General features: G+C 73.9%; 17 protein-coding genes, 1 tRNA gene and 2 pseudogenes. 13 read left to right on the top strand and 7 right to left on the bottom strand.

What is annotated here, in order from left to right:
* The first annotated feature begins 207 nt into the window (after positions 1-207).
* The 4 genes from OIE49_RS14375 to OIE49_RS14360 all read left to right on the top strand — a co-directional run bounded on the left by OIE49_RS14375 (position 208) and on the right by OIE49_RS14360 (position 6279).
* Complete coding sequence (locus tag OIE49_RS14375) at positions 208-1101, top strand: FAD binding domain-containing protein (RefSeq protein WP_326802663.1); 894 nt, start codon at positions 208-210, stop codon at positions 1099-1101.
* Positions 1098-3173, top strand: a complete 2076-nt coding sequence (locus OIE49_RS14370) for a 2Fe-2S iron-sulfur cluster-binding protein (protein WP_326802662.1) — start codon at positions 1098-1100, stop codon at positions 3171-3173. The genes OIE49_RS14375 and OIE49_RS14370 overlap by 4 nt, the downstream gene beginning before the upstream one ends.
* Positions 3170-5473 (top strand): xanthine dehydrogenase family protein molybdopterin-binding subunit, encoded by a 2304-nt coding sequence (locus OIE49_RS14365; protein ID WP_326802661.1) that lies wholly within the window; start codon positions 3170-3172, stop codon positions 5471-5473. The genes OIE49_RS14370 and OIE49_RS14365 overlap by 4 nt, the downstream gene beginning before the upstream one ends.
* 209 nt (positions 5474-5682) lie before the next feature.
* Positions 5683-6279, top strand: a complete 597-nt coding sequence (locus OIE49_RS14360) for an SUKH-4 family immunity protein (RefSeq protein WP_442812236.1) — start codon at positions 5683-5685, stop codon at positions 6277-6279.
* Position 6280: 1 nt separating this feature from the next.
* Here OIE49_RS14360 and OIE49_RS14355 read toward each other — a convergent pair.
* A tRNA-Cys gene (locus OIE49_RS14355) sits at positions 6281-6352 on the bottom strand.
* A gap of 217 nt (positions 6353-6569) precedes the next feature.
* On the opposite strand from OIE49_RS14355, the gene OIE49_RS14350 reads away from it, so the two are divergent.
* The 4 genes from OIE49_RS14350 (at position 6570) to OIE49_RS14335 (ending at position 11897) form a co-directional block, all read left to right on the top strand.
* The gene (locus OIE49_RS14350; protein ID WP_326802660.1) at positions 6570-8042 is read left to right on the top strand and encodes an MFS transporter; all 1473 of its coding nucleotides are present in this window, start codon (positions 6570-6572) and stop codon (positions 8040-8042) included.
* Positions 8043-8197: 155 nt separating this feature from the next.
* Positions 8198-9997 carry a DEAD/DEAH box helicase gene (locus OIE49_RS14345; protein WP_326802659.1) on the top strand — a complete coding sequence of 600 codons (1800 nt, stop codon included), beginning with the start codon at positions 8198-8200 and terminating at the stop codon, positions 9995-9997.
* A 320-nt stretch (positions 9998-10317) separates the two neighbouring features.
* Positions 10318-10959 (top strand): IclR family transcriptional regulator, encoded by a 642-nt coding sequence (locus OIE49_RS14340; RefSeq protein ID WP_100569313.1) that lies wholly within the window; start codon positions 10318-10320, stop codon positions 10957-10959.
* 146 nt (positions 10960-11105) lie between these two features.
* Positions 11106-11897 carry a S16 family serine protease gene (locus OIE49_RS14335; protein ID WP_326802658.1) on the top strand — a complete coding sequence of 264 codons (792 nt, stop codon included), beginning with the start codon at positions 11106-11108 and terminating at the stop codon, positions 11895-11897.
* 20 nt (positions 11898-11917) lie between these two features.
* On the opposite strand, the gene OIE49_RS14330 is transcribed toward OIE49_RS14335, so the two are convergent.
* Genes OIE49_RS14330 through OIE49_RS14320 form a run of 3 tightly spaced genes read right to left on the bottom strand, consistent with a single transcriptional unit; the run spans position 11918 to position 13221 of the window.
* A complete protein-coding gene (locus OIE49_RS14330; protein ID WP_100569311.1) occupies positions 11918-12097 on the bottom strand; it encodes a hypothetical protein in 180 nt (59 codons plus the stop codon).
* Positions 12098-12108: 11 nt separating this feature from the next.
* Positions 12109-12693: an ArsR/SmtB family transcription factor gene (locus OIE49_RS14325; RefSeq protein ID WP_326802657.1), complete on the bottom strand. Its 585-nt coding sequence runs from the start codon at positions 12691-12693 to the stop codon at positions 12109-12111.
* A gap of 57 nt (positions 12694-12750) precedes the next feature.
* A complete protein-coding gene (locus OIE49_RS14320) occupies positions 12751-13221 on the bottom strand; it encodes an Lrp/AsnC family transcriptional regulator (RefSeq protein WP_100569309.1) in 471 nt (156 codons plus the stop codon).
* Positions 13222-13344: 123 nt separating this feature from the next.
* Here OIE49_RS14320 and hppD point away from each other — a divergent pair, with 123 nt between their 5' ends.
* Positions 13345-14493, top strand: a complete 1149-nt coding sequence (gene hppD / locus OIE49_RS14315; RefSeq protein WP_326802656.1) for a 4-hydroxyphenylpyruvate dioxygenase — start codon at positions 13345-13347, stop codon at positions 14491-14493.
* 93 nt (positions 14494-14586) lie between these two features.
* On the opposite strand, the gene OIE49_RS14310 is transcribed toward hppD, so the two are convergent.
* Positions 14587-14964 carry a hypothetical protein gene (locus OIE49_RS14310; RefSeq protein WP_326802655.1) on the bottom strand — a complete coding sequence of 126 codons (378 nt, stop codon included), beginning with the start codon at positions 14962-14964 and terminating at the stop codon, positions 14587-14589.
* A gap of 93 nt (positions 14965-15057) precedes the next feature.
* Here OIE49_RS14310 and OIE49_RS14305 point away from each other — a divergent pair, with 93 nt between their 5' ends.
* Positions 15058-16467 (top strand): FAD-binding oxidoreductase, encoded by a 1410-nt coding sequence (locus OIE49_RS14305; protein ID WP_326802654.1) that lies wholly within the window; start codon positions 15058-15060, stop codon positions 16465-16467.
* 11 nt (positions 16468-16478) lie between these two features.
* Here the strand turns inward: OIE49_RS14305 and OIE49_RS14300 are convergent, their stop codons facing one another.
* The gene (locus OIE49_RS14300) at positions 16479-16892 is read right to left on the bottom strand and encodes an SsgA family sporulation/cell division regulator (protein WP_326802653.1); all 414 of its coding nucleotides are present in this window, start codon (positions 16890-16892) and stop codon (positions 16479-16481) included.
* 195 nt (positions 16893-17087) lie between these two features.
* Here OIE49_RS14300 and OIE49_RS14295 point away from each other — a divergent pair.
* Positions 17088-17231: pseudogene (locus tag OIE49_RS14295) on the top strand (DUF2510 domain-containing protein); the annotation flags it as partial.
* Here the strand turns inward: OIE49_RS14295 and OIE49_RS14290 are convergent.
* A complete protein-coding gene (locus tag OIE49_RS14290) occupies positions 17210-17533 on the bottom strand; it encodes a hypothetical protein (RefSeq protein ID WP_326806443.1) in 324 nt (107 codons plus the stop codon). The pseudogene OIE49_RS14295 and the gene OIE49_RS14290 sit on opposite strands and share 22 nt — an antisense overlap.
* Positions 17534-18689: 1156 nt before the next feature.
* Between OIE49_RS14290 and OIE49_RS14285 the strand changes: the two are divergent.
* Positions 18690-19322 (top strand): annotated as a pseudogene (locus OIE49_RS14285) (RDD family protein); the annotation flags it as partial.
* Between the two features lie 120 nt (positions 19323-19442).
* Positions 19443-20237 carry an RDD family protein gene (locus OIE49_RS14280; RefSeq protein ID WP_326802652.1) on the top strand — a complete coding sequence of 265 codons (795 nt, stop codon included), beginning with the start codon at positions 19443-19445 and terminating at the stop codon, positions 20235-20237.
* Positions 20238-20252 lie beyond the last annotated feature (15 nt).

The following is a 20252-nucleotide window of genomic DNA, read 5'->3' as shown; positions in this document are numbered from 1 at the left end:
GTCAGCGAAGAGTGGGAATTCGCTCGCACCGGTGATGGCGTGCCAAATCGGCCCATGTCCTCGATGAGGTGGGCGAATGCCACCTAGCGGACCCCTGTCTTCGGGCCCTGCGAAGATGTGCCAGAGTTGCCACGTCCGGCCTGTCAGCACGTACCGTACGGCAGCACAGGTGGGACCAGCGGGGGCAGCGGGAAGGGGCAGCCGGTTTTGACCACGCACGCACCTCAGGCGGCGCAGGCCGTCACGCTGCCCACGACACTGAACGAGGCGGTGGCGGCACTCACCGCCATGCCCGCGGCGGTGCCCGTGGCCGGCGGTACCGACCTCATGACCGCCGTCAACTCCGGGCAGCTCAGGCCCACCGCGCTGGTCGGGCTCGGCCGGATCAGCGAGATCCGCGGCTGGCAGTACCAGGACGGCCACGCGCTGCTCGGCGCCGGACTCACCCACGCGCGCATGGGGCGCCCCGACTTCGCCGCCCTGATCCCGGCGCTGGCCGCCGCCGCGCGCGCCGCGGGCCCGCCGCACATCCGCAACGCGGGCACCCTGGGCGGCAACATCGCCTCCGCCGCCCCCACCGGGGACGCGCTGCCGGTGCTGGCCGCCCTGGAGGCGACCCTGATCATCGCGGGCCCGGGCGGAGCCCGCCGGGAGATCCCGGTGTCGCACCTGCTGGCCGGCGTGGAGATGCTCCGCGCGGGCGAGCTCATCGGCTTCGTGCGCGTGCCGCTGCTGCACGCGCCCCAGGTCTTCCTCAAGGCGACCGGCCGTACCGGACCGGGCCGCGCGGTCGCGTCCGTGGCGCTGGTCCTCGACCCCGCCCGGCGCGGGGTGCGGTGCGCGGTGGGCGCCATAGCGCCGATGCCGCTGCGGCCGCTGGACGCCGAGCACTGGGTGGCCCAGCTCATAGACTGGGACGCCGGTCGCGTGATCGTCCCGGAGGCGCAGAACGCCTTCGGCGAGTACGTGGCCGCTGCCTGCATCCCCGATCCGGTCCCGGCCGAGGACGGCTCCGTGCAGCAGCTTCCGCCCGCCGTACTGCACCTGCGGCGCACCGTCGCCGCGCTGGCCCGACGAGCACTGGGGAGGGCGCTGTCGTGACCGACGACCAGCACGCGGAGGGCGCGCCGGGCAGCGGCGGCCGATGGGACCCGCTCCCGCAGGGCGAGTACGACGACGGCGCCACCGCGTTCGTGAAGCTGCCCGAGGGTGGCATCGACGCCCTCCTCGCCGCCCACAGCCCGCTCGCGGCGCCCGGCCACGGCTACGTGCCGCCGCAGATAGCGGTCACGCCCGCCCCGGCGGACGGCACCGACCCGGCGGCGCCCGGCGGTTGGGCCGCGCCGGGCGCACCCGCGCAGGGCGCCCAGTGGCCCGACCCCAACGCGGTGCCGCAGGATGCGGGCGCGGACGACCGGTTCACCTACCGCCCGGAGGCCACCCAGCAGTGGCACTTCGACGAGGGCCGGACGGGCCAGGTCCCGCCCGGCTCCGGGCAGGATGTGACCGGGCAGTGGTCGATCCCCGTCGCCGGGGGTGACATCCCGGACGAATCAGGCGAGTTCACCACGTCGTCGCTGGTCCAGCAGTGGGGCGGCACGCCTCCGTCCACCCTCCCCGGCGGCGCTGCCGCCCCCTGGGCCACGGAGGAGGTCGGCCAGGCCTGGACCCGCCCCCGCCCCGATTCCGGGACCCCCGGCCCCTACGAGAACGGCCCGGCCGACGCCGGATTCCCGGGCGGACCCGGTGCGGGCCCGGCCGAAGCGGCGTACGACACGCGCGGAGACGGGCGGATGCCCGGGGCTCCCGCCGCGGGCGGCCCGACCGGAGGCTCCTACCCGGCCGGCGCGCACGGCGCCGGGGCGGACGGTGCGCCCACGGACGCGCGGCGTCCGGGCGGCGGCGGGCCTGGTGCCGAGGCGGCTGAAGCGGCCTACGGGGCCGCGGCGGACGGCACGCGCGGAGACGGGCGGATGCCGGGGGCTCCCGCCGCGGGCGGCCCGACCGGGGGTGCCTTCCCGGCCGGACGGCCCGGCGGGGGCGGGCACGGTGCCGGGACGCCGGAAGGCATGTACGGCGCCACCGCGGTCGGCGCGTCGGCGTCGGGCGCGGGCAGCCTGGACGGCCGTCCGGCGGAGGGCGGGCGCGCGGCCCGGGAATCCGGGCCGCAGGCCGCCTCGGCCGGACCGTTGCCGCCGGCCGTGACCGGACCCGGCGCGGACGCCGCCCAACGGCACGGCAGCGGCGCCCCAGCGGCGCGGGAGGCCCAACTCCGCGCGGAGCGAGGCGCTCAGGACTCGTCGTCCCGGCCCGAGCCTCCGGCGGAGTCCGGCGCGGACTCCCCGGCTTCCGGCGCGGGCGAGGACGGCCGAGGGCCCGTCAAGGCCACCGAGGGGCCCACCGGGCGCCCCGCGCGGCCCGGTCCGGCCGAGGACGCCCAACCGCCCTCCGGGGCCGCCGAGGAGCCCGCCACGGACTCCGGCTCCACGACCCCCGACGACGCGGACGCCGCCACCCAGGACGACCCGCCTTCCGCGGCCCCGCAGGACGAGCACCCGCTCGCCTCGTACGTGCTGCGCGTCAACGGCGCGGACCGGCCCGTCACCGACGCCTGGATCGGCGAGTCGCTGCTGTACGTGCTGCGCGAGCGGCTCGGGCTAGCGGGCGCCAAGGACGGCTGCTCGCAGGGCGAGTGCGGCGCCTGCAACGTGCAGGTCGACGGACGCCTGGTCGCCTCCTGCCTGGTGCCCGCGGTCACCGCGGCGAGCAGCGAGGTGCGCACGGTCGAGGGACTGGCCGTGGACGGTCAGCCCTCGGACGTGCAGCGGGCGCTCGCCCGGTGCGGCGCGGTGCAGTGCGGCTTCTGCGTGCCCGGCATGGCGATGACCGTGCACGACCTGCTGGAGGGCAACCCGGACCCGACGGAGCTGGAGACCCGCCAGGCGCTGTGCGGCAACCTGTGCCGCTGCACGGGCTACCGCGGCGTCCTCCAGGCCGTCAAGGAGGTCGTCACCGAACGGGAGGCGCACTCCGCGGCGGGCGAGGCCGAGCAGGACGCCGACGAGCCGCGGATCCCGCACCAGGCGGGTCCGGGCGCCGGCGGCGTCCACCCCTCCGCGTTCGACACCCCGGCACCGCACGACCCCTACGGCCAGGACGGAGGCCAGGCGTGAGCAACGAAGCCGCCACCGCCGCCGCGGAGACCGCCCCGGCACCCGAACCGCTGCCGCACGGTCTCGGCTCCTCACTGCCCGCCGCCGACGCCCGCGCCAAGACGGAGGGCACCTTCCCGTACGCGGCCGACCTGTGGGCCGAGGGCCTGCTGTGGGCCGCCGTGCTGCGCTCGCCGCACCCGCACGCGCGCATCGTGTCCATCGACACGGCACACGCGCGCGAGATGCCCGGCGTCCGGGCCGTCGTCACCCACGAGGACGTCCCGGGCCGCAAGGTCCACGGCCGCGGCACGCCCGACCGCCCGGTGTTCGCCTCCGAGGTCGTGCGCCACCACGGCGAGCCCATCGCGGCCGTGGCCGCCGACCACCCGGACACCGCCCGCATGGCCGCCGCCGCCGTCATCGTCGAGTACGAGGTGCTCGACCCGGTGACCGATCCCGAACAGGCCTTCGAGGCCGAGCCGCTGCACCCCGACGGCAATCTGATCCGGCACATCCCGCTGCGCCACGGCGACCCGGAGGCGGCCGGCGAGGTCGTCGTCGAGGGCCTGTACCGCATCGGCCGCCAGGACCCGGCCCCCATCGGCGCCGAGGCCGGCCTCGCGGTGCCCCGCCCCGACGGCGGCGTGGAGCTGTACCTGGCCTCCACCGACCCGCACACCGACCGCGACGCGCTCGCCGCCTGCTACGGCCTGGAACCCGATCGCGTCAAGATCGTCGTCACCGGCGTGCCCGGCGCCACGGCCGACCGTGAGGACCAGGGCTTCCAGCTCCCGCTCGGCCTGCTGGCGCTGAAGACCGGCTGTCCGGTGAAGCTCACCGCGACCCGCGAGGAGTCCTTCCTGGGGCACCCGCACCGCCATCCCACGCTGCTGCGCTACCGTCACCACGCCGACGCCGAGGGCACGTTGGTCAAGGTCGAGGCGCAGATCCTGCTGGACGCGGGCGCCTACGCCGACACCTCCTCCGAGGCCCTCGCCGCCGCCGTTTCCTTCGCCTGCGGCCCCTACGTCGTCCCGAACGCCTTCATCGAGGGCTGGGCCGTACGCACCAACAACCCGCCGTCCGGGCACGTCCGCGGCGAGGGCGCGATGCAGGTGTGCGCCGCCTACGAGGCGCAGATGGACAAGCTGGCCAAGAAGCTCGGCCTGGACCCGGCCGAGGTGCGCCTGCGTAACGTCATGGCGACCGGCGACGTACTGCCGACCGGCCAGACGGTGACGTGCCCGGCCCCGGTCGCCGAACTGCTCCAGGCGGTACGGGACCACCCGCTGCCGCCGCTGCCCAAGGACGTCCCCGAGGAGGAGTGGCTGCTGCCCGGCGGCCTGGAGGGAGCGGGCGAACCGGGCGCGGTGCGCCGGGGCGTGGGCTACGGCCTGGGCATGGTGCACATGCTCGGCGCCGAGGGCGCCGACGAGGTCTCCACGGCGACCGTACGGGTGCAGGGCGGCGTGGCGACGGTGCTGTGCGCGGCGGTGGAGTCCGGCCAGGGCTTCACGACGCTCGCCCGGCAGATCGTCCAGGAGACCCTCGGCATCGACGAGGTGCACGTGGCCGCGGTCGACACCGACCAGCCGCCGGCCGGCGCCGGCTGCCGGGGCCGCCACACCTGGGTGTCGGGCGGCGCCGTGGAACGCGCGGCCAAGATGGTCCGCACCCAGCTCCTCCAGCCCCTCGCCCACAAGTTCGGCATGTCCACCGAGCTGCTCCAGATCACCGACGGCAAGATCACGTCGTACGACGGCGTGCTGTCCACCACGGTCACGGAGGCGCTGGACGGCAAGGAACTGTGGGCTACCGCGCAATGCCGCCCGCACCCCACCGAGCCGCTGGACGGTGCGGGCCAGGGCGACGCCTTCGTGGGCCTGGCCTTCTGCGCCGTGCGCGCGGTGGTGGACGTGGACATCGAGCTGGGCTCGGTACGGGTCGTGGAGATGGCCCTCGCCCAGGACGTGGGCCGGGTGCTCAACCCGGCCCAGCTCGCCGCCCGGATCGAGGGGGGCGTCACCCAGGGCGTGGGCATCGCCCTCACCGAGAACCTGCGCACCCCGCGCGGGCTGGTCCGCCACCCCGACCTCACCGGCTACGCCCTGCCCACCGCCCTGGACGCGCCGGACATCCGGATCGTGAAACTGGTCGAGGAGCGGGATGTCGTCGCCCCCTTCGGCGCCAAGGCGGTCAGCGCGGTACCGGTGGTGACCTCGCCCGCGGCCGTCGCCTCCGCGGTACGCGCCGCCACGGGCCGTCCGGTCAACCGGCTGCCGATCCGGCCGCAGGCCGCAGTGGTGACCGCGCAGTGAGGGGCGTCCGCCCGCGGTGAGACAGGCTGGAAAGGAACGCCGGGCGGCCGCCCGGCGTCTTCCGTTTTGGGACGTTGTCAGTGAGTGGGCGTAGTCTTCGGGCAGTGGTGACGAGGGCCGGCGCCCGAGACGGAGCGCCCGGACCCGAACCAGCCCGGGACGCGGTCCGCCCCGGCACCTGAACTGAACCGCACGGGGGAACGATGAGCATGACCGACACCGTTGTCAGGGTGATCACCCTGCCCGAGAGGGCCCGCGAACTGCGCCGTTCCTACGGCGAGTTCGCGTTCCGGCCGATGGCGGCTCCCGACCGCCCGGCGGCCCGCGTCCGCCCGGCGGTTCCGGCCGTCAGGCCCGGCACGGCCTCCGGACTCACCCTCGACCTGCGCGCCCACCTGCTGCACCGTGAGTTCGGCCGCGGCGGGATCGCGCGCTACGAGGACGTCGACTTTCCCGCCACTCTCACCCACGAGCCCACCCGCCGCTTCCTGCGCGACACGGGTCTGCCCGAGGACGGCGTACTCCTCCAGTCCGACACCGACGTGCCCCTGCCGACGCTCGCCGAGTTCTGCGCCGATGAGTGCCCCGACGACTTCTGGCCCGACGAACTCCCCGCCCGCGCCCACCAGTTGATACGCCTCGGCCGCTTCGCCGACGGCAGCAGCCTGCTGGTCGACGGCACCACCGGCGAGGTCCTCACCTGGACCGGCCCCGAATCCGCGCCGGCCCCCCTCACCAAGGACGTCTCCACCCTCGCCTTCACCCTCTGGCTCCTGCGCCGCCGGCGGATCTCCCACGCCCACTGAGAGGCCGTGGCGGGAATCGAACCCGCGTAACTCGCTTTGCAGGCGAGTCCCTGAACCATTCGGGCACACGGCCGTGTCGGGGGCGAAAGGGGCTTCGCCGGCCCGGAATCGGTGAAATCGACCGTAGGGCGCAGGCGACCGGGGCTCAAGGGCAGGGCGGGGGCCGCAACGCGACTGCCATGCGGCGTTCATGAACGAGGGCTCGGACGGTGGTCGTACGACCAAGGTCCCGGCCGTGAGGGTACTCCCGACAGGGGCCAAAGCAGGCTGCGCACCTTACTCTGGCGACCATGAGCGCCCTGGAACCGCGCGACGCTGAGGTCGCCGACATCTCCGACAGATCCGGTCCCCACGACGTGCCGGCCGGCACCGTGCTGAGCCGCGACCACCGGGCGCTGAGCATCGGGATCGTCTCCGTCGTCCTGCTGATCGCCTTCGAGGCGACCGCCGTCGGCACGGCCATGCCCGTGGCGGCGCGGGAGCTGGACGGGGTGTCGCTGTACGCGTTCGCGTTCTCGGGGTTCTTCACCACCAGCCTGTTCGGGATGGTGCTTTCCGGACAGTGGTCGGACCGGCGCGGTCCCCTGGCCCCGCTGACCGCGGGGATCGGTTCGTTCGTGGCCGGGCTGCTGCTGGCCGGGACGGCGAGCACGATGTGGGTGTTCATCGCCGGGCGCGCCGTGCAGGGGCTCGGCGGCGGCCTGGTGATCGTCGCCCTGTACGTCGTCGTCGGGCGGGCCTACCCCGAGCGGCTGCGCCCGTCGATCATGGCGGCGTTCGCGGCGGCCTGGGTGGTCCCGTCGATCGTCGGCCCGCTCGCCTCGGGCGCGGTGACCGAGCATCTGGGCTGGCGCTGGGTCTTCGTCGGCATTCCGGTGCTCGTGGTGTTCCCGCTGGCCATCGCCCTGCCGCAGATACGGCGACGGGCAGGCGGTCCGGTGGGCGAGGGCGCCGGGGAGAGCGCCGAGCAGTCCTCCTTCGACCTGCGCCGCATCCGGCTCGCCCTCGGCATCTCCCTGGGCGCCGGGCTGCTCCAGTACGCGGCCCAGGACCTGCGCTGGCTGTCGCTGCTGCCCGGAGCGGCCGGGGCCGCGCTGCTGGTCCCGGCCGTGCGGGGGCTGCTGCCGCGCGGCACGTACCGGGCGGCGCGCGGGCTGCCGTCCGTCGTGCTGCTGCGCGGGGTCGCGGCGGGCTCCTTCATCGCCGCCGAGTCCTTCGTGCCGCTGATGCTCGTCACTCAGCGGGGGCTGTCCCCGACGCTGGCCGGGTTCTCCCTCGCGGCCGGCGGGGTCACCTGGGCGCTGGGCTCGTGGGTGCAGTCGCAGCCGCGGATGGCGCCGTACCGGGAGCGGCTGATGACCATCGGGATGGTGCTGGTGGCCGCGGCCATCGCCGCCGCGCCCAGTGTGCTGATCGCCGCCGTCCCGGTCTGGACGGTCGCCGTCGCCTGGGCCTTCGGCTGCTTCGGCATGGGCCTGGTCATCGCCTCCACCAGCGTGCTGCTGCTGCGGCTGTCGGCACCCGAGGAGGCCGGCACCAACTCCGCGGCCCTGCAGATCTCCGACGCCCTCTCCAACGTCGTCCTGCTCGCCGCGGGCGGCGCCGCCTTCGCCGCGCTGGGCGGCGGCACGGTGGCCCACACCACCGCCACCACGGCCTCCGCCTCCCACCCGGCGGCGTTCGCGGTGGTCTTCCTCCCGATGGCGGCGGTGGCCCTGACGGGAGCGTGGGTGACACGGCGGCTGCGGACAGAGCCCCGGTGACACCGTGTGCTGCCGCGCTTCGCTCGCTGATCTGTGACGCCTGTCGCACCCGCGCCGGATGTGGCGTTGTTGCCCTGAGTGCCGGGTGGGGGCACCGGTAGGGTGGCCCGGTCGTCATACGTAGCCGAGACCCCCAGCACAGCGAACCGGAGACCGTGACTACTACCGCCGCCAGCTCGTCCCACTCCCACCATCTCTCGCCCGCCTTTCCCGGTCGCGCCCCCTGGGGTACGGCCGGGAAGCTGCGTGCCTGGCAGCAGGGGGCGTTGGAGAAGTACGTCCAGAACCAGCCCCGCGACTTCCTGGCGGTGGCCACCCCCGGCGCCGGAAAGACGACCTTCGCGCTGACGCTGGCCTCCTGGCTGCTGCACCACCACGTCGTCCAGCAGGTGACCGTGGTCGCGCCGACCGAGCACCTGAAGAAGCAGTGGGCCGAGGCCGCCGCGCGGATAGGCATCAAGCTCGACCCGGAGTACAGCGCGGGCCCGCTCGGCAAGTCGTACCACGGCGTCGCCGTGACGTACGCGGGCGTCGGCGTACGCCCCATGCTGCACCGCAACCGCGTCGAGCAGCGCAAGACCCTCGTCATCCTCGACGAGATCCACCACGCCGGCGACTCCAAGTCGTGGGGCGAGGCGTGCCTGGAGGCCTTCGAGCCAGCGACCCGCCGCCTCGCCCTCACCGGTACGCCGTTCCGCTCGGACACCAACCCCATCCCGTTCGTCACGTACGAGGAGGACTCGGCCGGCATCCGGCGTTCCTCCGCCGACTACACCTACGGCTACGGCTCCGCCCTCTCCGACGGCGTCGTCCGGCCCGTCATCTTCCTCTCCTACAGCGGCAACATGCGCTGGCGCACGAAGGCGGGCGACGAGATCGAGGCCAGGCTCGGCGAGCCGATGACCAAGGACGCCGTCAGCCAGGCCTGGCGCACCGCGCTCGACGCGCGCGGCGAGTGGATGCCGGCCGTGCTGCGCGCCGCCGACCAGCGGCTGACCGAGGTCCGCAAGGCCATCCCGGACGCCGGCGCCCTGGTCATCGCCTCCGACCAGGAATCCGCCCGCGCCTACGCCAAGCTGATCCGCGAGATCACGGGCAGCAGCGCGACGCTCGTCCTGTCCGACGACGCCGGCGCCTCCCAGCGGATCGACGACTTCAGCGGCAGCGAGGACCGCTGGATGGTCGCCGTCCGCATGGTCTCCGAGGGCGTCGACGTACCCCGGCTCGCGGTCGGCGTGTACGCCACCACGATCTCCACCCCGCTCTTCTTCGCCCAGGCCGTCGGCCGTTTCGTACGGTCCCGCAGGCGCGGCGAGACCGCCTCCGTCTTCCTGCCGACCGTCCCGGACCTGCTGACCTTCGCCAACGAGATGGAGGTCGAGCGCGACCACGCCCTCGACAAGCCGAAGAAGGACGGCGAGGAGGACCCGTACGCCGAGTCCGAGAAGGAGATGGACGAGGCGAACCGGGAGCAGGACGAGGACACCGGCGAGCAGGACATGCTGCCCTTCGAGGCGCTGGAGTCCGACGCCGTCTTCGACCGGGTCCTCTACGACGGCGCCGAGTTCGGCATGCAGGCACACCCGGGCAGCGACGAGGAGCAGGACTACCTCGGCATCCCGGGCCTGCTCGAACCCGAGCAGGTGCAGATGCTGCTCCAGAAGCGGCAGGCCCGGCAGATCGCGCACAGCCGCAAGCGGCCCGACACCGAGGCCGACCTGCTCGAACTGCCCGCCGACCGGCGGCCGGTGGTGACCCACAAGGAGCTGATGGAGCTGCGCCGGCAGCTCAACACGATGGTCGGCGCGTACGTCCACCAGAGCGGCAAGCCGCACGGGGTCGTCCACACCGAGCTGCGCCGGGTGTGCGGTGGTCCGCCCAGCGCCGAGGCGACGCCGGGGCAGCTGCGCCAGCGCATCGCCAAGGTGCAGGAGTGGGCGACACGGATGAAGTGACCCGGGGTGCGGCCGCGCGTTCCTGATGCGTGGCCCCCCGGCACCACCGCGAGTGCATATCGGGATGAACTCCGCACTTCCTACCGGTCGGTGACCGGATTCTGGACGGAGGCTTCCGCTCAGCGAACTCCTTCGCTAATGTCCGGCTACGCCGACGCACCGTGGCAGAGCCGCCACGGAGCGCAGCCGTGAAGCGACTTCAGTCCGGGCGGCCCGGACCGTCGGCCGATCGGGGGCCTCCGCTGCGCGTCACCGACGGGACCCGGTGACGCGCGCGACGCGGAGAGGGCCGCCGACCTCACCACTAAGGAGTGGGCGTCGTGACCGCGGAGACCTCCCAGACGCTCGACCGGGGACTGAGGGTCCTCAAACTGCTGGCCGAGACGGACCACGGGCTGACCGTCACCGAGCTGTCGATCAGACTGGGCGTCAACCGGACCGTGGTGTACCGGCTGCTCGCCACCCTGGAGCAGCACATGCTCGTCCGCCGCGATCTGGGCGGCCGCGCCCGGGTCGGGCTGGGAGTGCTGCGGCTGGGCCGCCAGGTGCATCCGCTGGTACGGGAGGCGGCGCTGCCGGCGCTGCGGTCGCTGGCCGAGGACATCGGGGCGACCGCGCATCTGACGCTGGTGGACGGCGCGGAGGCGCTGGCCGTCGCCGTGGTCGAACCGACGTGGACCGAGTACCACGTGGCCTACCGGGCCGGTTTCCGGCACACCCTGGAGCGGGGCGCCGCGGGCAAGGCGATCCTCGAGGCCCGCCGCCGGCCGGCCGCGGAACCCGGCTACACCCTGACCCACGGCGAGCTGGAGGCCGGTGCCTGCGGTGCGGCGGCACCCCTGCTCGGCGTGACCGGCCTGGAGGGCAGCGTCGGGGTCGTCATGCTGGCGGACGCCGTACCGGAACGGGTCGGACCCCGGGTCGTCCACGCGGCCCGCGAGGTGGCGGAGGCCCTGCGCTGACCGCCGCCCCTGGGCCTGTGCGGCACGGCTCCTCACGGTCGCGGCGGAGCGGTCGTCGGAGCGGTCGTCGAAGGGGTCGCGGGGGAGCGCTCGTGGGGGAGCGGTCGCCCGCTGGCCGGATCTCGTGCGGGGGATAGATTGATCCCGTGCTCTCTCGTCTCACACGCTCCCAGGCCCTCGCCGTCTGTGCGCTGCCCGTCGCGGCCCTGATCGCCACGGCGGTGCTCGCGCCGCTGCCGTTCTCGGTGGCGCAGCCCGGGATGACGGCGAACGTGCTGGGGGAGAACAAGGGCACCCAGGTCATCACCATCTCCGGAGCGCCCACCCGCACGACCAGCGGGCAGCTCCGGATGACGACCATCGAGGCCACCGGCCCGGACGCGCACGTCTCGCTGGGGGACGTGATCGACGGCTGGTTCGCCACCGACCGGGCGGTCATGCCGCGTGACGCGGTCTACCCGAGCGGCAACAGCGTCAAGGAGATCGAGCAGCACAACGCGCAGCAGATGAGGCAGTCCCAGGACGCGGCCACCCGGGCCGCCCTGAGGTACCTCGGCGTCAGCGACATGAAGGTCAGGGTCACGCTGAAGCTCGCCGACGTCGGCGGCCCCAGCGCGGGCCTGCTGTTCTCCCTCGGCATCATCGACAAGCTGCACGGCGACGGCAACGGCGGTGACCTCACCGGCGGCCGCACCATCGCCGGTACGGGCACCATCAACGCCGACGGCACGGTCGGCGCGGTCGGCGGTGTGGCCCTCAAGACCCAGGCCGCCCACCGGGACGGCGCCACCGTCTTCCTGGTCCCGAGGGCCGAGTGCGCCGACGCGAAGGCCGAACTGCCCAAGGGGCTGCGCCTGGTCCCGGTGACCACCCTCAAGGGCGCGGTCGACGCCCTGGTCGTCATGGAGAAGGGCCTGGACAAGGTCCCCAGCTGCTAGAGCCGCTTTTCCATCGCCCCCTAGAGAGCCGGGGCCGGCCTCGGCCCCGCGGCCAGGCGCAGGCCGAGTTCCACGAGGGTCCAGCCCAGCCGGGTGCGCAGGGCGCCGGGTGCGTCGGCCGGGGCGGCCGGGCGGTGCGCCTCGGCCTGGAGTTCGGCGGCGCGGGTGCGGTGCAGTGCGAGGTGGATCTCGGGATGCATGGGATGACCTCTCAGTCCGTGCGGTTGGGGAAGACGTGCGTGTGGACGCGCACCATCTCGGTGTCCGGGGTGCCGTCCTCGGGGGCCAGGGCCCGGTAGCTCTCCAGGAGTTCGTGCATCTTCCCGATGAGGCCGAGGGCGAGTTCGGGCGTCAGGCGCAGGGTCCAGTCGCTCATGTCCGAGGCGCGGGTCCAGGCCTCGGACCAGTCGTGCCTGGTGCCGAGCCAGGTCGACAGCTCCTGCGTGCGCTGGTTGGCGAGTTCGTGCAGGAACAGGTCGGCGGCGCCGCGCACTTGGGGGTCGGGGTCCTTCAACAGCGTCTCGTCGAAGCTGACCCCTCCGTGGGCCGCCCGCCACCAGCGCTCCCGTCCCTTGCCGTGCTCGGGCGCGTCCTCGACGAAGCCGTGCGCGGCGAGCTGGCGCAGGTGGTAACTGGTGGCTCCGCTGGACTCGCCAAGTTTCGCGGCGAGTTGGGATGCGGTGGCCGGCCCGCCATGTCGCAGCGTGGTCAGCAGCCGCATGCGCAGCGGGTGCGCCAGACCGCGCAGCGAGCGGGCGTCGAGAGGGCGGACCTGAGGGTCCGGGGGCTCGTCCATGCATGCAAAGATAGCGTTGCAAAGAGAGCTTTGCAACGGGTTCTTTGTAACTCGGTCTCACTCCTCCGACGCGGCCTGCTCCACGAGCGGGATGATCCGCAGCGGCACCGGGTTCTCCATCACGATCGCCGTCGACGCCCGGTCGATGCCCTCGAAGTCCACCACCCGGTCGATCACCCGCTGGAGGTCGGCGTTCGACCGGGCCACCAGCCGGCACAGCATGTCCCCCGAGCCGGTGGTGGTGTGCAGTTCCAGCACCTCCGGCACGGCCGCCAGATGCGCCCGTACGTCCGCCCCCTGCCCCTGGCGGATCTCCAGCGTCGCGAACGCCGTCACCGGATAGCCGAGCGCCGCCGGGTCCACCTCCGGGCCGAAACCGCGGATCACCCCGCGCACCTGGAGGCGGTCGAGACGCGCCTGGACCGTCCCCCGCGCCACCCCCAGCCGCCGCGACATCTCCAGCACGCCGATGCGCGGCTCACGCGCCAGCAGCACGATGATGCGGCCGTCCAGATGATCGATCGCCACGTTCCGCCTCCCTGATGGTCATCCTGTACAGAAAGCCCGAAGGCTCCCTGCTTCCGCTGAGCACATTGCCCAGTGAGTGAGCGAACTATTGCGCACCTTGCGAGACCGGGTGACCCTTCCGCTATGACGCAGACCACACACCTCACTCCCGACGCGACCGCCCGGCAGGCCGACCCCTTCCCGGTCAAGGGAATGGACGCGGTCGTCTTCGCCGTGGGCAACGCCAAGCAGGCGGCGCACTTCTACTCCACCGCCTTCGGCATGAAGCTGGTCGCCTACTCCGGACCGGAGAACGGCAGCCGCGAGACCGCGAGCTACGTCCTGGAGAGCGGCTCCGCCCGGTTCGTGTTCACCTCGGTGGTCAAGCCCGCCACCGAGTGGGGTACCTTCCTCGCCCAGCACGTGGCCGAGCACGGCGACGGCGTCGTCGACCTCGCCATCGAGGTCCCGGACGCGCGTGCCGCGTACTCGTACGCCATCGAGCACGGCGCCCGCTCGGTGACCGAGCCGTACGAGGTGAAGGACGAGCACGGCACCGTCGTCCTCGCCGCGATCGCCACCTACGGGCAGACCCGCCACACCTTGGTCGAGCGGTCCGGCTACGAGGGCCCGTACCTGCCCGGCTACGCGGCCGCCGCCCCCATCGTCGAGCCGCCCGCCCAGCGCTTCTTCCAGGCCGTGGACCACTGCGTCGGCAACGTCGAACTCGGCCGGATGAACGAGTGGGTCGAGTTCTACAACAAGGTCATGGGCTTCACGAACATGAAGGAGTTCGTGGGCGACGACATCGCCACCGAGTACAGCGCGCTGATGTCGAAGGTCGTGGCCGACGGCACGCTCAAGGTCAAGTTCCCGATCAACGAGCCCGCCGTCGCCAAGAAGAAGTCCCAGATCGACGAGTACCTGGAATTCTACGGCGGCGCCGGCGTCCAGCACATCGCGCTCAACACCAACGACATCGTGCAGACCGTACGCGCGATGCGCGCCGCCGGTGTCGAGTTCCTGGACACCCCCGACTCCTACTACGACACCCTCGGCCAGTGGGTCGGCGACACCCGCGTGCCCGTGGAGACCCTGCGCGAGCTGAAGATCCTCGCCGACCGCGACGAGGACGGCTACCTGCTGCAGATCTTCACCAAGCCGGTCCAGGACCGCCCGACCGTCTTCTTCGAGCTCATCGAACGGCACGGCTCCATGGGCTTCGGCAAGGGCAACTTCAAGGCCCTGTTCGAGGCGATCGAGCGCGAGCAGGAGCGCCGCGGCAACCTCTGAGCCCGCCGCCGCGAGCCCGTCCGCCGCGCTCCCGGCATCCCGTCCGCCCGCCCGCCGCGACACCCGCGCGGCGGGCGGGCCGCGTCGCGGTGCTCACCGGGCCGGGGCGACACCCGCCGCGCGCCGCCCCCGCTCGACGTGGGCGGCCCCGAGCACGGCCCACGCCCCGGCGTCCGACGGGCGCGCCCGCAGGTGCCGTTGCCGCTGAATGATCAGCGCCGTCGGACCGGGCAGCGAGGCCGGCACCCCGGCATCCACCACGGCCGGTGCCACCCCGGGGGCCGGAACCGGCGGCCGGGGCGGCCCGGGCGCCCTCGTCCCGTCCCGCTGCGCCGGCAGCATCAGCCACACCGTGCCGAGCGCGCCAGCCGCCACGAGCAGGGTGAGGAGCACCCGGCGCACCCGGCGGGACAGGCACCGCCGCGGGTCGCTGGTCACGGACGTGTCCGGGCTCGGCTGAGGGTTCTCCATGGCGCACACTGTGCGTCAGGACGGCGGCCGTCACCCGGCAGGCCGAGGGGCGGGGCCGACGGGGTTCACACCGATGGCCGCGGGTGCGAGGCTGTGATCGTGAGCCGCATTGAAGCCGCACCTGAAGAAGTACAGGGCAACCTCCTCACCGATCGGCTCCTGGCGGGCCTTCCGGCCGAGGCAGTCCTCATCGATCCCGATGTCACGGCCTCCTACGCCAACGACATGGCGAGCTTCTGCCCCTCCGGCGTCCCGGCCGTCGTCGTCCTGCCGCGCACGGTGGAGCAGGTCCAGCACATCATGCGCACCGCCACCGAACTGAGGGTTCCGGTCGTGCCGCAGGGCGCACGCACCGGCCTGTCCGGCGCGGCCAACGCCTCCGAGGGCTGCATCGTGCTGTCCCTGACCAGAATGGACCGCGTCCTGGAGATCAGCCCGGTCGACCGGATCGCGGTCGTCGAACCGGGCGTCGTCAACGCGGCGCTCTCCCGCGCGGTGAACGAGCACGGCCTGTACTACCCGCCGGACCCCTCCAGCTGGGAGATGTGCACCATCGGCGGCAACATCGGCACCGCCTCCGGCGGTCTGTGCTGCGTGAAGTACGGGGTCACCGCCGAGTACGTGCTCGGCCTGGACGTCGTTCTCGCCGACGGGCGGTTGATGTCCACCGGCCGCCGCACCGCCAAGGGCGTCGCCGGATACGACCTGACCCGTTTGTTCGTCGGCTCCGAGGGCTCGCTCGGCATCGTCGTACGGGCCGTCCTTGCGCTCAAGCCGCAGCCGCCGCAGCAGCTCGTACTGGCCGCCGAGTTCGCCTCCGCGGCCGCCGCCTGCGACGCCGTGTGCCGGATCATGACGGGAGGGCATGTGCCCTCCCTGCTGGAGCTCATGGACCGTACGACGGTGAAGGCCGTCAACGACCTTGCCCACATGGGCCTGCCGGAGACGACCGAGGCGCTGCTGCTGGCCGCCTTCGACACCCCGGACCCGGCCGCCGACCTCGCCGCGGTCGCCGAGCTGTGCGAGGCGGCCGGCGCCACCCAGGTCGTCCCCGCCGACGACGCCGCCGAGTCCGAGATGCTGCTGCAGGCGCGGCGGCTGTCGCTCACCGCGCTGGAGGCCGTCAAGGGCACGACGATGATCGACGACGTGTGCGTGCCCCGCTCCCGGCTCGGCGAGATGCTCGAAGGCATCGAACGGATCGCCGAGAAGTACCAGCTCACCATCGGTGTCTGCGCGCACGCGGGCGACGGCAACACCCACCCGACCGTCTGCTTCGACGCGCAGGACCCCGACGAGTCGCGGCGCGCCCGCGAGTCCTTCGACGAGATCATGGCCCTCGGCCTCGAACTCGGCGGCACCATCACCGGTGAACACGGCGTGGGCGTACTGAAGAAGGAGTGGCTGGCGCGCGAGATCGGGCCGGTCGGGGTCGAGATGCAGCGGGCGATCAAACACGCCTTCGACCCGCTGGGCATCCTCAACCCCGGCAAGCTGTTCTGACGCACGCGCGTTCACTGGGCGAGCAGGCCGGCCAGCTCGTCGTCGATGCCGAGCTGCTCGCCCTCGCTGCCCGGCGGCACCAGGCGCAGCGTGCGCTCCAGCCAGGCCGCCACCTGCGCGGCGGTCGCCTCCAGCAGGGCCTCGCCGTCGGGCGCGCTCAGCGCCAGCAGGACCACGCTGCGGCCCAGCGCCTTCGACGGCCACACCCGCACGTCGCCGTCCCCGCACGGCCGGAACACCCCCTCCACGAGCAGGTCCCGCGCGAACGTCCAGTGCACGGGGTGCTCGGAGTCGACGTGGAAGACGACGTGCACGGCGTAGGGGTCGTCGGTGCGGTAGGCGAGCCGCGCCGGGACGGGGACGTCGTACTCGGGCGACACGATCATTCTCAGTTCCAGTTCGCGCTCGACCACGGTGTGCCGCATGGGCCCTCTCCTCTCTTCACACGGGCCTCTCGGTGGGCCCGTGTGAAGGGAGAGGGCGCCGGACACCGGGCATTACGCGAGTCACCCGAACTTTTTCGATCCGAATGTCGCGTGATCGTGAAGCAGGTGTACGAGGTTGCCCGGAAAGGAGTGGGTCGGGCCGGACCGGACGTGTCGCCTGCCTCGGTCTGATAGATGTGGAGGCCCCCAATACGGCCCCCGAGCAGATACGGGACGACGGACATGAGCGCCCCAACCCCGGCACCCGGTGACGACAGGCCCCGCGAGGGCTACTACCCGGACCCGTCCATCCCTGGCTACGTCCGGTACTGGAACGGCGCCGCCTGGGTGCCGGGCACCAGCCGCCCGGCGCCGGCCGACGGCGAGCCGCTCGGCCCGCCGCCCGGCGCGGGCTCCGCGGCGGCCTTGGCGGTCGAGGAGACGGGGCCGCACTTCTTCGACGAGGACCCCGTCGCGGCACCGCGGGGAGGCGGGTCAGAACCGGCGTCGTCGTGGGGCGCCGACCGCAACCGGCAGTCCGGCTTCGGCGAGCAGGACCACCGCGTCTCCTGGGGCGCCCCGGCCCCGGCCGACCCGAGGCTCGCCCACACGACGGACCCCACGGCCCATGCTGCTGACACCGGCCACCCCGACGGCACGTTCGTCTTCCGACGGCCTACGACGGGGGACGCCGCGGGGACCCCGGGTGACCCCGCTCCCGGGGTTCCGGGCCCGGGCGCGCCCGTCGACGAGGGCACGGTGACCTTCCGAACGGTGCCTCCCCGGAACCCGGCGGCAGGCGCGCCGGGCGTCCCCGGACAGGGCGCGCCCGCGCCCGGGGTCCCGTCCGGCGGCGCCGGGCCCGCCGGGGCTCCCGCCGCGAGCGGTACCGGCGGCCCCGGTTTCGGGGCCGGGAAGGCCGCCGCCGCGCGGGCGGCCGCCGCGCAAGCACCGGGCGAGGCCGATCCCCGGCCGGCCGCCGCCTCGGCCCGGACGCCGGGCCGGTTCGAACCTCCGCCGGGTACCGCTTCCGCGCAGGGGGCGGGCCAGGCCGGTCCCTGGCCGGGCGCCGCCTCGGGTGGTCAGGCGCCGGAGCAGGCCGGATCGCAGCCGGGTGCTGCCTCGGCCCAGGCGCCGGGCCAGGTTGGCCCCCCGTCGGGTGCCGCTGGTTCGGAGGGGCCGGCTCAGGCCGGTTCCTGGTCGGGTGCTGCCTCTGGTCAGGCGTCGGGGCAGGTCGGGCTCCGGCCGGGTGCTGCTTCCGCGCAGGGAGCGGGCGAGGCCGGTTCCTGGTCGGGTGCTGCCTCTGGTCAGGCGTCGGGGCAGGTCGGGCTCCGGCCGGGTGCTGCTTCCGCGCAGGGAGCGGGCGAGGCCGGTTCCTGGTCGGGTGCTGCCTCTGGTCAGGCGTCGGGGCAGGTCGGGCTCCGGCCGGGTGCTGCTTCCGCGCAGGGAGCGGGCGAGGCCGGTTCCTGGCCGGGTGCTGCCTCTGGTCAGGCGTCGGGGCAGGTCGGGCTCCGGCCGGGTGCTGCTTCCGCGCAGGGAGCGGGCGAGGCCGGTTCCTGGCCGGGTGCTGCCTCGGGTCAGGCGTCGGAGCAGGTCGGGCTCCGGCCGGGTGCTGCTTCCGCGCAGGGAGCGGGCGAGGCCGGTTCCTGGCCGGGTGCCGCCTCGGGTCAGCGGCCGGGGCAGGCCGGGTCCCGGCCGGGTGGTGCCGCCGCGCAGGGGCTAGGGGGTGCCTCCGCTTCTGCCTCGGTCGCGTCAGCGGGGGCCGCGTCGGGCCCGCCCGGTGCGTCGGGTCCCGGTGTGTCGCCGATGTCCAGTGGTTCCGGTGGAGGTCAGTCGTCCTGGGCGCAGCAGGTGCACCGGCTCGCCGGGTCGGGTGAGCAGCAGCCCGGCGCGCCTTGGAAGCCGCCGGTCGAGGACCCGTTCCAGGCGGCGGCGCGACGGCAGGCGGCGGCCCGGCCCGCAGGGCTCGGCAAGAGGCTGGCCGCCCGGCTCGTCGACTCCGTCGTCCTCGGGGGCGTCACCGCCTTGGCCGCCGTACCGCTGGGCACCAAGGCGATCGACCACGTCAACGGCAAGATCGACGAGGCCAAGCTGTCCGGCCGCACGGTGACGGTCTGGCTCCTGGACGGCACCACGGGGACGTACCTCGCCGTCGTCCTCGCGGTCCTGCTGCTGGTCGGCGTCGTCTACGAGGTGCTGCCCACCGCCAAGTGGGGCCGCACCCTGGGCAAGAAGCTGTGCGGACTGGAGGTGCGGGACATCGAGGGCCACGAGCCCCCGTCGTTCGGCCCGGCCCTGCGCCGCTGGCTGGTCTGGGGCGTCCCGGGGCTGCTCGGTATCGGCCTCGTGGGCATGGCGTGGTGCCTGTTCGACCGTCCGTGGCGCCAGTGCTGGCACGACAAGGCGGCGCACACGTTCGTGGCGGGCTGAGGGCTGACCGGCCCGGCGGGGGCGACTCCGACCCCGCCGGGCCGGTCCCGTGGATTCCCTGCTCATCCGTACGGCCGCGCACCGGATGCGAGGCCGCCGGGGCCGCGATCCACTCGGCGCATGAGCACCGAACCGCCCCCCGGCTCCGGACAGCGGCCCCCTTCCCCCGGAGGACGGCGACCACCCCACGGCGACGGCGCGTGGGGCGGCGGTCAGGGTGAGGGAAAGTCCGGTGGCGGCCCGTACTACGGCGACCCGTCGGCAGGCATGCCCCCGCCTCCCGGCGAGCAACCCCCGCCCCCCGGCGAGCAGCCGCCTCCCGGCGGTGGGCCGTACGGCGGTGGGCAGCAGCGCGGCGGTGGCCCCTACGGCCCGCAGGGTGGCGGATACGGAGACGGTCCCTACGGAGGCGGCCCCCAGGGCGGCGGTTACGGCGGCGGTCCCTACGGCGGTGACCCGCTCGCCGGTATGCCCCCGCTCGCCGACAGCGGCAAACGCACCCTCGCCCGGATCATCGACCTGGTCCTGGTCGGCATCGTCGTCACCCTCGTCACCTGGGGCCTGCGGGTCAACGAGTACGCGGTCAACTCCGGGAACGTACAGGTCGGCAAGTCCGTGGCGCAGTCGGCGGTCGGCCTCGTGCTCTACATGGCCTACGACACCTTCATGATCTCCCGGTACGGGCAGACCCTGGGCAAGAAGTGGCTGGGCATGCGCGTGGCCAACCTCGACGACGGCTCCACCCCGTCCGTCCCGACCGCGCTGGCGCGCGCGGCGGTGCTCTGGATCCCGTTCTGGTTCTGCTGCGCCTGCCTGTGGCTGGCGATCAGCGGCGGCTGGAGCTTCTTCGACCGCCCCTACAAGCAGGGACTGCACGACAAGGCGGCCAAGACGGTGGTGGTCAGCACCGGTTGACCTCGCCTCCGGGCG

This window comes from Streptomyces sp. NBC_01788, from assembly GCF_035917575.1.
In the GTDB taxonomy this organism is placed as follows: Bacteria; Actinomycetota; Actinomycetes; order Streptomycetales; family Streptomycetaceae; genus Streptomyces.
This window is presented reverse-complemented; position numbering and strand designations above follow the sequence as displayed.